Origin of the sequence: Parabacteroides sp. AF19-14 (assembly GCF_003635485.1) — a bacterium.
Lineage (GTDB): Bacteria > Bacteroidota > Bacteroidia > Bacteroidales > Tannerellaceae > Parabacteroides > Parabacteroides distasonis.
Window position 1 is genome coordinate 139,175 of sequence record NZ_QTMJ01000013.1, and the last position, 13,253, is coordinate 152,427.

At 40.7% G+C, this 13,253-nt stretch carries 15 protein-coding genes; 4 read left to right on the forward strand and 11 right to left on the reverse strand.

What is annotated here, in order from left to right; all coding sequences use genetic code 11:
• Positions 1-12: 12 nt before the first annotated feature.
• The 11 genes from DWX33_RS14140 to DWX33_RS14185 form a co-directional block, all read right to left on the reverse strand.
• On the reverse strand, positions 13-1,392 hold the full coding sequence (locus DWX33_RS14140) for a phenylacetate--CoA ligase family protein (protein WP_122380576.1): 1,380 nt from the start codon (positions 1,390-1,392) through the stop codon (positions 13-15).
• Between the two features lie 117 nt (positions 1,393-1,509).
• Positions 1,510-2,340, reverse strand: a complete 831-nt coding sequence (locus DWX33_RS14145; protein WP_140393995.1) for a hypothetical protein — start codon at positions 2,338-2,340, stop codon at positions 1,510-1,512.
• A 36-nt stretch (positions 2,341-2,376) separates the two neighbouring features.
• On the reverse strand, positions 2,377-3,453 hold the full coding sequence (locus tag DWX33_RS14150; protein ID WP_181987535.1) for a glycosyltransferase family 4 protein: 1,077 nt from the start codon (positions 3,451-3,453) through the stop codon (positions 2,377-2,379).
• Positions 3,444-4,622, reverse strand: a complete 1,179-nt coding sequence (wzy, locus tag DWX33_RS14155; RefSeq protein WP_122380578.1) for an oligosaccharide repeat unit polymerase — start codon at positions 4,620-4,622, stop codon at positions 3,444-3,446. The genes DWX33_RS14150 and wzy overlap by 10 nt, the downstream gene beginning before the upstream one ends.
• A gap of 132 nt (positions 4,623-4,754) precedes the next feature.
• Entirely contained in the window at positions 4,755-5,657 is a 903-nt protein-coding gene (locus DWX33_RS14160) for an IS66 family transposase (protein ID WP_158595307.1), read from the reverse strand.
• A 2-nt stretch (positions 5,658-5,659) separates the two neighbouring features.
• The gene (gene tnpB, locus DWX33_RS14165; protein ID WP_057326518.1) at positions 5,660-5,968 is read right to left on the reverse strand and encodes an IS66 family insertion sequence element accessory protein TnpB; all 309 of its coding nucleotides are present in this window, start codon (positions 5,966-5,968) and stop codon (positions 5,660-5,662) included.
• Positions 5,956-6,312 (reverse strand): hypothetical protein, encoded by a 357-nt coding sequence (locus tag DWX33_RS22405; protein WP_057326517.1) that lies wholly within the window; start codon positions 6,310-6,312, stop codon positions 5,956-5,958. The genes tnpB and DWX33_RS22405 overlap by 13 nt, the downstream gene beginning before the upstream one ends.
• Positions 6,313-6,432: 120 nt before the next feature.
• A complete protein-coding gene (locus tag DWX33_RS14170) occupies positions 6,433-7,332 on the reverse strand; it encodes a glycosyltransferase family 2 protein (RefSeq protein WP_070104335.1) in 900 nt (299 codons plus the stop codon).
• Positions 7,333-7,446: 114 nt separating this feature from the next.
• The gene (locus DWX33_RS14175; RefSeq protein WP_057326515.1) at positions 7,447-8,880 is read right to left on the reverse strand and encodes a flippase; all 1,434 of its coding nucleotides are present in this window, start codon (positions 8,878-8,880) and stop codon (positions 7,447-7,449) included.
• 131 nt (positions 8,881-9,011) lie between these two features.
• Entirely contained in the window at positions 9,012-9,194 is a 183-nt protein-coding gene (locus DWX33_RS14180) for a hypothetical protein (RefSeq protein ID WP_057326514.1), read from the reverse strand.
• A 118-nt stretch (positions 9,195-9,312) separates the two neighbouring features.
• Positions 9,313-9,666: a hypothetical protein gene (locus DWX33_RS14185; RefSeq protein ID WP_057326513.1), complete on the reverse strand. Its 354-nt coding sequence runs from the start codon at positions 9,664-9,666 to the stop codon at positions 9,313-9,315.
• Between the two features lie 198 nt (positions 9,667-9,864).
• Between DWX33_RS14185 and DWX33_RS14190 the strand changes: the two genes are divergently transcribed.
• The 4 genes from DWX33_RS14190 to DWX33_RS22900 form a co-directional block, all read left to right on the forward strand.
• On the forward strand, positions 9,865-10,434 hold the full coding sequence (locus DWX33_RS14190; protein ID WP_122380579.1) for a BT4734/BF3469 family protein: 570 nt from the start codon (positions 9,865-9,867) through the stop codon (positions 10,432-10,434).
• A 29-nt stretch (positions 10,435-10,463) separates the two neighbouring features.
• Positions 10,464-12,302 (forward strand): DUF3987 domain-containing protein, encoded by a 1,839-nt coding sequence (locus tag DWX33_RS14195; protein WP_122380580.1) that lies wholly within the window; start codon positions 10,464-10,466, stop codon positions 12,300-12,302.
• Positions 12,303-12,398: 96 nt separating this feature from the next.
• Positions 12,399-12,605, forward strand: coding sequence for a DUF4248 domain-containing protein (locus tag DWX33_RS14200; protein ID WP_005857347.1), 207 nt, complete (start codon positions 12,399-12,401; stop codon positions 12,603-12,605).
• 314 nt (positions 12,606-12,919) lie between these two features.
• Positions 12,920-13,253 (forward strand): HU family DNA-binding protein (locus DWX33_RS22900; protein ID WP_233570186.1); only part of this gene is annotated, 334 nt, incomplete at its 3' end.

Sequence of the window (13,253 nt, forward strand, 5' to 3'; positions counted from 1 at the left end):
AAATCAACATGATTATTTTTTCAATTCAGAGACAACTGCCTTAAACTTCCCTGCTTTTGTACGGGGAATCTCATCCACATACTCAAATTTTACCTTTATGGTAGGGCTTATCCATTGAGATATATTTACCAACAATTTCTTCTCCGTAGCCACACTATAGGAATTCCTTCTCACAATACGTAAAATCATTTCACCAAATACTTTTTGGACTACTTGACACTCCTTCACCTCCGACGTATCTTTGAAAATATAATCCAGACGCTGAATGTGAAGCCCCTCTGGTGTAACTATATAGTCTTCATTGCGACCAACAATATCTTCTATAATTTGGCTATGTAATCCACATCCACATTCCCGGTCGGAGAACACTGCCGTATCCCCATTTTGATAACGAATAAAAGGCATACCAAGATTAGCGAACCCGGTAGCCAAAATCTCACCCTGCATCCCACTCTCTGTAGGAACAGCTTGATCCAATTCCATATGACCAATCTCGAAATCCTCGTGATAAACCGAGTGGATACAATGGGTAGCGATAGCGGATTGCTCAGAAAAACTATACAACTCATGGATTTGGACACCTTTAAAAACAGCCTGTAAGATGTTTTTCTGATTCTCGTATAACTTCTCGGCACCCGTGAATATGTGTTTAGGAGGAAAATCCAAAGCCATCTTCACATTAGTCAACTCATTTGCGAAAGCTGCCATAATAGATGGATATCCTATAAACATCTCTATACTCTTTGAATTAATCCAATTTACAATATCTCGTATTTTCACTTCATTCAGCTGATGCATATTGATGAAATAACGGTTCAAGACACGATCATATCTCCAGTAAGGAGGTTTTGAGGTTGAAATAGGAACGATAGGACGACCGGAAAAGTTAACGCAAGCCTTTCCCAAAGTAAAACCAAACCTATTTTTATACCTTTGGTCTACCGCCCAATAATAAGCTGCGCTATATTTAGTCCAATAGAAGTCCAACGCTTTTCCCGTTGAACCACTGGTGTTAAATCGTATAAGTTCCTTTCGGGGAATATTATCAGCCACTAGGCCAAGCCAATTCTCACGGATTTCTTCCTTCGTCAGAATCGGGAACTTTTGCAAGTCTCCCAATTGCTTAAAATCAGAAGGGGATAAACCTACGTCAGTATATTTCTTTCGATAATAAGGACAGTGATTATAAGCTTGTTCCAATATTTTAAAGGTATGTTCTTCTTTATAAGAACGAATCTGTTCTTTTGACCAACCATGGGTTGAGTTCAAGAAGTCCAAGATCTTATAAAAGTCATCGTTAAAACGCTGTCGCTTTAGTTTGTAACCGTGAAGGGATACGGCTATATTCTGCAGCCAATAAGGTAGGGATGAGTAAATAGTAATTTTATTCATTTGATATCATATAGATTAAATTGTCATATGGCCCATTACCAAGTTCATCCGAGATTTGGGGTGATGAACTAATTTATAGTTTATCTAAAAGTAAGTTTAGCAAAAATTCGCAGCCTATTATTTCACTAGATTAAAATAGACCAAAAGCCTCCATAATGTATCTTTATTTTCTGTTTTTACGACATCATATAATCGACTTCCTTTATGAAACCATTGATAAAACAAATCTACATGATAATAATGTAAACCTATTTGAGAAACAGGTAAGAAATCCGCACCTGATAGCCTCGCCATGACATAGAACCACAAATCATCCAAAAGAGGACATAATTCTGAACGAAGTTGCTCATTAAACACCATTTTATCCAACACTTTTTGAGGATATAAAACTCCTCTCTCTCCTATCGGAAAAGTACATTTATATCCGTTCTTATAACTATACGTATAAGAATAATAAAACAATATTTTATTTGGAAACAATACATATTGTTTATACAAACCATATATTAGATTTGATGAATAATAGACATCATCATCCACCGTCACAATAGCTTTATCCGAATATTCCTCTAAAGCGGGGATTAGCTTCTTATAAGAACGAATATCTTTACAAAACATCACTTTTAATCGTTTCCATTCTATCATTCTACGCAAAGAAAAAGGTAAGTTATCTTTATTCCAATTATCATAATCCAACCATAAGACAATCTCTTCTGGCTCCACCGTCTGTTTTAAAATTGAAAAAATCGTATATGGAACACTTTTTGATACTCTTCGTCCATAACTAGTGAGTGATACCACAACATTCTTTGCGCACTTTGATGATTTTTTAGGAGGAATATTCAACAACAAATGAAACCAAACTTTGAATTTCAATACATTTCCAATAATTGAATTTAACAACAACCTTATTTTCATTATAACCTCACTATTATCTACATTATTCATAACTAACATATATAGTTTAACAAATAAAACATATTATTATTTTAACAACCTTTCTGTTATAAATTTTTCTATATCATTATCCAAATCAAATAGAGAACGAACATTATTATAAGTAACTAAAGCTCCTTTAGATAAATTAGAATGAAAGTTTACATCATTACATAATGCCAAAATAGCATTCTTTAAAGCCTTCACATTCTTATTCTCTACCAATATACCATTTTTTCCATCCTTTAAAGTAAATGGAATAGCTGAATTATTAAATGCAATAACAGGAAGCCCATAAGACATAGCCTCAATTAGTACCATACCGTATCCCTCTAACAATGAAGGAAAAACGAAACAATACGCTTTAGAATAATAATTTCTCAATTCTTCGTCAGACACACGACCAGAAAAAGAGACAACATCTTCTAAGCCATTTTTTGACACCAATATTCTCAATTTATTATAGTAATTTTTAGAACTAATATTTCCTACTACATCTAAGTGAATATTTTTCCGTTCTTGTTTATTCATCATTCCTAAAGCTTTTATCAGATAAAAAACACCTTTCCTTTTATATACAGTACCGACATAAAGCAATCTTATTTTTTCATGACATGAACAAGGTCGTTTTTCTTTTCTAAATGCCATTTCTAAAAATATTACTTGACAATGTGGAACAATACGTCTTATAATCGTACGAGTGTACGGATTAGGAGTTATGACTGCGGACGACAAGATCAGTCCAATGCGTTCTAATATTGAAAATAAAAATCTCTTTACCCCTCTCATACCTTGATAACGAAAATGATGATGAATAATGTAAATATCCAAGTGTGAATAAAACAATCTGAAGAGCAAAATAATCCACAAAGATTGGGCCACCCAGCCGCTATTTAAAAAAATAGCATGACAAGAAATAATCTTTTCACGATGTTGCCAAATACGCACAGGAAGATACCATTTATTAACAGAACCTGTATCTGTATCTGTAAAATAAGAGACTTCAACTTTAAGAGATGATGCTATCTTTTTAAACAAATAAGAATCATACACTTCGCCTCCAGTTGTTGGAAACATATAATTTCCTATAGGATATAGGATACAAATTTTCTTTTTTATTTCCATAACATTCTTTTTGATAAGAACAACAAAATCCACATTATCAACAATGTGTATATTGTATTTGATAATTCTGAAATGTCTCCACTTGTTCCAAAACCGATAGTTAGTAGAAAAGCAATACTTGAAGCATTTGGAAATATTTTTCCTGTCAACTTAAATATTATATTGATAAGAAATATAGTGAAGAACAGATTAAGTAAAAATACATATGGCGATTTTATATACGAAATGATAAACACTCCAATAACTCCAGCCATAGTAGAATAGTTCTCTTCCTTAGAATTCTTTATTTGCATTTGAACATAAGTACCTACGCTTTTAAATTCTGGTCTATACCCCCAATAATGTAGAGTATCATATAAATAAAACAAACTAGGAATATATTCTATATCATTAGCTATCTGTAATGATTTTTGAAATATATATGCATTGTTAGAAAAACTACTTACACGTCCACACATTTTACTAAATACAATGTCATAATTATTTATATTTTCAGCTATTTCTTCCCCTCTTAATTGAGACCTAAAATTAAATGCAGTTGAAATTATCACAGGAATCATACACATTATTACCAAAACAAAAAAGAAATTTCGAATGAATAAAATCCTTACTTTCTTTCCATTTCTAAACAAGTATAATAGTAATAACAAAAAGCAACCGCCCAAAGAATGAGCAGATAAAGATTCAATTATAAACAATATAACGGTGATAACAATATTTTTCTTACTATTTGAAAGCAGAAGAAAAACTATTACCCAAGGACGTGGCAATAATTTCGATATTGCTGAACGAACATAAGAAAATAAACTTCCATCAATATGCGTTGAGGTTCCCATAGCTCCATAATTCATAAAATGCAGACCTATATGAAGAAGGAGCAGACACCATGTGATATTACGAATAATTATAATATTAAAACAAGTTGGAACACGAACAGCCTCCTTAAGATAATATTTTGCATACAGTTTATATATGAACACATAAGGTATAGCTGTCAAAATTGCCATAAGCAACAAAATATCTACCGACAACAAAACAGTTCCTTGAAAAAAATCACCATTGTATGTATTAAATATAACTGTATATAAATAGCTAAAGAAGACTGCTAACAAATATATCAGAACAATAATTTTTCCATCATACATGGCTATTTTAATAGTTGATTGCATAGGTACTCAGTAAATATTTATAAATCTTTGTATAGTAAGCATCCAACCCCTATAGCCATATCTCTTAGCCCCAGTGTTCACTGGGGTTTGAGAGGTATAGTAAGATTGGACTAATTTGTTATTTATTTGATTTTAACAAAGTAATTCTTGTGTCATGAGTTCATAATCCCTTCGGCCACCTGCAATCATACTGAAGTATCGCCTGAAAAAATCTAAAGGTGGCTTCTTTAGAAGCTTGCACGTTTCCACTAAGGATAAATATATGGCAGAGACACGACCACCTTCCTCACTGCTAAAACCTCCGAAGCTTTTCCGCAGATTCGTAAATGGGCGTACCGCACGTTCGCAGCAATTATTGTCTATGAAAACATTTCCCACATTCACATAGCCTATCAGCTCTATCCAGTTGTTGAGCATGTATTTCAATGCATGATGCAACTTGTCTGATATTTTTTCTGTTTTGGCATCGCTGTCCGATAATAGTTTTTCAGCCTTCTGCCTCAACTCATTTAGAACCGGTATAGCCATCAGCTTTCTGGCATTGACAACTTCCTGCTCTGTCCTGTGAGGCATCATGCTGTCAAACTCTACCTTATACAGGAGTTTTATCAGTTCGATAAAGGCTTCGGCTTTAAGATCCTTGTAATCGCAGAATGCAGCCACGTAGACGCGTCTCACATGAGCCCAGCAGCACAAATGGGTACATTCATCCAGATTGTTGAGGTACTTGTAGGCGGCATAGGCATCCGTCATTAAAGAACCTTGGAAATCGGCAAGGAACCTCTCTATGACCTCACGCTTGCGTTTGCCGAACAGATAGTAGCAAACCTTGGTCGTCAGATTGACAAGTACCCACATATAACGTTTGCGATAGTGGATTTCACCATTGGCATCCTTGACCTTGGTATCCACCCATGTCTCGTCACAGTATAGCGTGGTACCCTTTTGCAAGAGTTTCTTCTTAATGCTCTTCAATGAGCCTTCCAAAAACCTTGAGCCTTCGGACAGCCAGTTCAGGATGGTCTGTTTGGACATTCTCATCTTCTCGTTAAACATGCGGAACATCTCCCGGCCTGTAGATATGGCATACTGGTAGCGGTTTCAAATGTCAATCTCACAAAACTCATGTTGTTATCAAAACGCTGGATGTACAGTTGGTATTCATTATGCTCATGACGGATTATCTTCACCAGTTTCTGGTCTTTGGAAGTGAAGACATACGCTGTCCCGTCTTCTGGATCCTGACCAAGAGTACGCACTACTCCGCATAATTTATCATATCCTCCACGCATATCCTTATAGTTGGGGATATACTTATAACTGACAGCACCACTCAAAGTGAACATAACCTCTCGATTTTCTGGATGAAACCCAAGAGCTCCAAGTAGCTCAGTTTGTGATGCTCTATTCGGATGCCATTGCTTAGCATGATGTTGACATGAGAAATCATACATTCTTGCTGCGGCTTCTCCTGCGAAACTGTAGCCACTGACTCCGAAGGACCCGGAGTACCATCGACCACACAGTCGACTATGGATGGCTGTTGAAAACGAGTCTTGTACCACTTTTCAAAAGATCTGTAGGGAACACCATTGGATTCAAAAAACTGCGTGACTGATATGCCTTTCTTTACACCTTCATCGGAATAGCGTTTCCAAAGGATTTCGATGTCTTTACTACTTGTTGCCATTGCTTTCTATTTTTGAAGTTTTGACAAAGATAGAAGCTAGAACTTAGAGACACAAAATAGCGGTTGGATGCTTACGGTAGATTGGTGGTTTACAAAATGCTTATAAAATTCTCATGTATATTATTTCCATATAAATAGAACTATGTATTTAATACGTTTTATAGCAACAGATATCTTCTTCCTGCTACTCAAAAAATAAAAAAACATACGAGACAACAATGTTATACAATATAAAAATAAGGCTATATAAGTTCTTAAAATATTAGAAGTAAGTTTATAATAAGTGACATGTCCATGTTCCTCATATTGTATTTTCCAATCACTGATATGATTCTCGAAACTACCACCTACTAGATGTTGGATACATGCTTGGGGAACAGAATGTACTTCCAAACCTTTACAATTAAGACGATAACATAATTCTGTTTCTTCATAATACATAAAAAACTTAGGAGAAAAACCGCCCAATTGATTAAACACACACTGAGGCATCATCAAATCAGCACCAGTGATATAACTAACAGGTATTGCTTTGTCGGTAAAATTATGCTCTCTATTGCATCCCCATAAAGTACGTGCTATATAATCATGCAGTAAGTTATTCAACTCCCATCGGATACCGGGGAACCAACGGCGAAACGAATGACATGGTTGAAGATCTATATTATATAGATTTCCGCCACAAGCACCAACAGACAAATGAGAATCTAAATATTGAGACAATATAGAAATAGCATCATTAAGCAAAATAGTATCTGGGTTCAAAAATAAAATATTTCGTCCTTTCGCAAGTTTAACTCCCTCATTATTAGCCCTTCCAAAACCCATATTTTCAGGTAAAGAAACACATTTTACTTTAGGATATTGTTGTTGTATATAAGTCGCAAAATCATCATTAGAATTATTGTCAACAACTATTATCTCATAACTAATTTTCCGTGTTAACCGTTGTATAGAATTCAAACATTTCAATATCAAGGACACAGTTTTATAATTCACTATTATAATAGAAACATCCATATTCATAAGTACATTTTACAAATGCAAAACAGTCTGTTATATTTTGATTTATTTTCTGTCATATATAATAAATAGACACATTATTTTCTCTTTTATTTGAAACATTATCAAAATCTATATTTTAAAGAATAAATTCTTAATTCGTTCTCCAACTAAAGATCTTATTATTATTTGCAATAACATCCACAAAATACCAGCTAATACCACCGCACATCCCACCCCTAGCAATTCATTATCAATCCATCGTCCACAGCCCAAACAAATTACTACACTAGGCAAAGAGAACAACACATTTTTTCCTATAGCCTTGATAGGAATCAAGATTAATTCTTGCGATAGCACATACCACACATACATTCCGGTCACCCCCATTTCTGAACACAGTAATACGACTGCTGAGCCCACGCTTTTCACAGAAGGAACCACCAGCAAATTAATCAACAAGCTGACAACCGCTCCTATGATTGATGCTATCAATAGTACCTTATCCTTCTTCATCGGCATCAATACCTGTATTGCCAATACCTGAGCCACACCTACGGCGAACGCCGCTGGCATGATAATCCGCATGGGTAATATCGCTCCCTCATAGCCGGGACCGGATAGGATATAAACAATCTGAGGGGCCATTATCATACTACAGAGGATCAAGGGGATGCAGCAAGTCGCCATCACAGAGAACGAACGATTCACCAATTCTTGGAAACGATCCTTCTCTCCATTCGCCAGCAAGGAACTCATCCGAGGCAACATGACATTCGTGAATGCGGTAAAAAAGCCCAAGATCACGGAGTACAACTTAAACGCTGTTGTATAATAACCTACCTCCGTGTTATTAGACACCAGTCCCAAATACATCACATTAAAGGTGAGATACATCGAGGTCATCAACGTATAAATACCCAATGTCACGTTCTGTTTAAGATACTTGAATAATTGAATATTATTCCATCTAACCCGTACGAATTTTCGAATATATAATTGATTGATAAGAGCGTTCAACACAACCACTCCTACCGTGAGTATAAAATAAAGTCGATAGTCTGACGTATCTCTTACGAATAGGAAAACACTGATTATATAAAGAACTTTTATAAGGATACTTCTCAACGTAATATACCGGAAATTCTCTACTCCCGTAAAAAACCATTCCACTAGAAATACGGTAAAAAGTATCTTTGCCGTTCCTATATAAAACAACTCGTCATATTGACACAGCTTAGGTATTGTAGATATACAAAGTAGATATATACCCAACGATACCAAGGTGAATAACAGATTCAAGGCTAACATGCTCGAATACACTTGATCCCTACGTTTCTTATCCTCTTTTACCGCCGCTATCTCTCGAACGCCTAGGAGCCCAACCCCCATTGTAGCGAACAATAAGAAATAATTCACCGTATTATCCACAAAATTAACCAAACCGATACGTTCAACACCTAGCACCCGAGCCACGTATGGAAACGTAATGAAATTAATCAAATAAGTGGAAAGAGTCAGTACGCTTTTATAAGCGAAGTTTTTCTTTATAGAAGGTTGCGACATGAGTAATAAGCACTTGATTTAGGACAGACCCTTTAACTAAGGCACTTCGTAGTCTCCTTGACTGAGTGATGTTAAAAATTAATAGCCGCAAAAGGCGAAGCATTCCGAATAATTCTCCAAGTCGATTCCCTCTAAATCTTCAAGCTATTATCGAATACGCTATCCACCGTTTTATGGAAAACACTTTTGTCACCACCAAACGTGGCCATCGCAAATCCGATAAGAGCACCTTCTACGTAAACAGACTTCAACAGCTCCAAGGCATCATCTTCCTCCAGCCCTAACTGGATCAAAATATCCAATCTTTCTTTCATTCTCATTTCTTTTGCATTCATCACTTTATCTATCTTTTATTTCTAACTCTGCCTAATCCTTCCATACGATTCATTTCCACAAGCGAAATCAATCTCCCCTCGCATCACAAATCATAATTCATAAATTCTCTTTCTCCACCCTCTCCCGCACCTTCTCCGGAAGCCGATAGCTCAGTTCCAGTATCCGGCAGCGGGAGCATTGGAGTTTCCTTCGCTCGGCCTCACGTTCCCTCTCCGGGAAGTAAAAAGGGACCAGATGCAGGAAGATGGCGTAGACATGATCCACCGACTCCAGCCGCAGACTGCCGTCCGGACGGCTCGGGTTCAGCTTGGAGAGCGTGCGGCGGTTGATGCCTAGGAACCCCGAGGCTTCCCTCAGGGAGAAAAGACCCCAACGGTTCAAGATTATATGTACCTCTAAGGCCGCCACACGAATCCAAGGGTTGGGATCCGGGCTGGGTGGTTCGATCATTACGTCTCAAGAGGGAAAATCTCCCCATGGTGAAACGCTTAGACCTTGAAGAAATACTAATTTACATAAATAATCTCTTAAAATGGCGCACTCATGGGTGCACCACCCACAAATAAAGAGACCCTATCTTTACCGGCGATCCGAAGCGAAAGCCTAGGATCATCGAAGTTTAAACTCAAACTTAAAAACAACAACACGATGAAAGAATCCATCATGTCTTTTTACAACGCTCCGATTACCAATCAAGTGCCAAACGGAGTGGTCAGTATCATCCAATTGCATGCCTACGTCAGCACCAATGAATGGCTACGGGAACGGACGGACCGCACACGTGTCGCACTGGACGACGAGAAACGGTTCAGGCAGTTGAAGCAAAGCCTGCTGCCCTATGTCACGCCCGCCGGGGTATTCTCCTACCGAAAGGAGGACCGGTTGCTTTTTCCCTCGGGTGAACTGGTTATCGATATCGATCATCTCGCCTCGCCCAAGGAGGCTTGTACGTGGCGAGACACGCTGTTCGCCGATGAGCGGCTACGCCCCGACCTCGCCTTCATCAGCCCCAGTAACACAGGCGTAAAGCTCTTCGTGCCTTATCGTTTGTCCGTTACCGCCACGATCGAGTGGGCCTTCGACGAGGCACGACGATCGGCTTGGGAATACCTTGAGTGGAGATACGGACTGAAAGCCGATACCTCAAACGCCGACCTGTCAAGGGCTTGCTTCCTCTGCCACGACTCTTCAGCCAGGCTGAGAAATCGTGGCAATTGAAAATTGAGAATTGAAAATTATATATTACCATGAACACTATTCAAGATTTAGAGCGGCTCGTGGCCGCTATCGAGAAACAGGGGGCGAACGTCGCTCCCATCTATCAAGAGTATATGCCGCTGGCCTTCGCTATCGCCAACGATTGCGGCGAGGCGGGACGGTCGTTGTTCCATCGCATCTGCCGTATCTCGGAAAAGTATGTGTCCGACGAGGCGGACAGACTCTTCGACCACGCCCTCAAAGGGGGTAACGGGCGAAACGGAATCGGGTCTGTCTATCACTGGGCAGAGACCGCTGGCGTGAAACTCGACAAGCAACTGGCCGGTACCGCCCGGAGCTACGCCGGGAAACAACCCGAAACTTGCGAACTTGCAAACTTGCAGCCCTCTCATCCTCTCACACACACCTGCGCACATGAGGCGTACATTAATATGCCCGTCTTCGGAAACTATGATTGGCCCCCTTTCTTGAACCAGCTCATCGACTGCGGTGACTCCCCGGCGCAACGGGATATCCTGCTGCTAGGTGCCGTCACCGTACTAGGCGCTACCCTCAACAAGCACTTGCGCATACTCTACGGACGTAAATACCATTATCCCTGCCTGCAAACCTTCATCGTGGCGCCTCCCGCCTCGGGAAAGGGGGCGCTCACTTGGGTACGCCACCTAGCCGAACCGATCCACGAGGCAATGATGGAGGAATTCAAATCCCTACGCAAGGAATACCGGCTGGAGAAGGCACGGTGGGGTTCCCTAGGCAAGGAGCGGGCGAAAACCCCTGAGCCGGAAGAGCCAAGGCCTAAGATGTTCCTGATCGCCGGCGATAACTCCGGAACGGGCGTATTGGAGAACCTCATCGAGGCGGACGGCGTGGGGCTGATCTGCGAGACCGAGGCGGATACCGTCAGCACCGCCATCGGCACGGATTACGGGCATTGGAGCGATACCTTGCGCAAATGCTACGATCATGACCGGCTAGCCTTTAACCGACGTATGAACCATGAGTATCAGGAATGTATGAAGTCTTTTCTCAGTGTCTTGTTAAGCGGTACACCGGCACAGGTGAAACCGCTCATTCCCTCGGCCGAGAACGGATTGTTCTCACGCCAGATGTTTTACTATATGCCATCCATCACCGAATGGGTAAACCAGTTCGACCTGTCCGATGAGGATTATGATTCCCGGTTCACCGGATGGGGCAAACAGTGGAAGACGTTCATCGAGTGGCTCGGCGCTTCCGTGAATCTCATTCAGCTCAAGCTGTCCGAAGAGCAAAAAATCCGTTTCAACGAACGTTTCGCACAACTTTTCGGCCATGCGGGTTTCACGCATGGGGGAGCCATGAGAAGCACCGTGGCACGTATCGCCATCAACATCTGCCGAATCCTAAGCGTGGTGGCCCTGCTACGAGCCACGGAAAAACTCCTCCCGCCACACAAAACAATTTTCAATTCTCAATTCTCCATTTTCAAATGCCCCGGTCTCTCCCCTTCCGATGACATACCGGAAGAGAATGTCCGAGACGGTATCGTACCGAAACTGGACCTGACAGCGACAGAGGCTGATTTCGAGGCCGTGCTCAACCTCACCGAGCCTCTTTACCGGCACGCTTGCCATATCCTGTCTATCCTGCCCGCTACCGACGTGCAACAACGGGAACCTACTCCTCAAGAGGCGCTATTCGATGCCCTCCCCCTCGCCTTCAACCGCCAAGAGGCGCTTCATGAGGCAAAGAGGATCGGCATGGGTACCGATACCCTAGATTCTCACTTACGGCGTATGCTGGAAAAGGGCGTGATCCAAAAGAACGCACGGGGTGAATATATATTCACGGCCAAACAACGCCAGACACCCCAATCCCCTTTATAATGTACATGTATGTGTGTGAGGTATGGAACCGACCGCAAGTTTGCAAGTTCGCAAGTTTCATTTTCCCAGATTCATAATCCATAAACAATAAATCAAATGTCCTTACCATTAAGAAAGTCCGCATTGGCGGCATCCTATTTCCCGGAACTGGCCTCCCATCAAGCCTGTAACCGTCTACGCCGCTGGATCATCCGATGCACGGAGCTGTACGACAAGCTGCGGGAGACGGGCTACCGTCCCGAGCAACGTATATTCACGCCACGACAGGTGGGGTTGATCATCCACTACCTCGGAGAACCGTAAATTAGTTGACAGGTGACAAGTGACAGTTGCGCACGGCGGTGAATTAACTGCCACTTGTCAACTATCAACTAGAACGCCCATCCAAGGCTCCTTATAATGCCCATTCAAAGAGGCTTACAATGCCTATCCAAAGGGGCTTACGATGGGCAGCGTAGTCCGGCGGCCATTGGCTACCATTATTCATTGTTAATTATTCATTATTCATTCCCTAAGGTATCACCCGGCATCACCGCCCCTTACGGCGGAACCTATCTTTGTAATGTTGATCAACAAACAATTAATTTTCTATTATCAACTTTTAATTTTCAATTACCATGCCACAAGCATTTCAAGCACGAAAATTTTTTATCCCCAAGACGGATCCCAAGCAGGAGGTGTACAAGCCGGTTCCCTATTATTTCGGTACCCTGTCCACGCAAGACGCGGCCGACCAGATCGCCGAGGAGTCGTCGCTCACGAAGGGTGACGTATTGAACGTATTGGATCGTTATCAGCGGTATGTCATCAAGAACCTCCAGAAAGGCTACAAGGTGGAGCTGCTGGGGTTCGGAACCGTCTATAACCGCTTCGTCACGGAGAAGGGGGTAGCGACCGCCCCCGAGGTCAAGGCTACGCATATAAGGACTATCGTGCCCGGGTTCTCGCCTT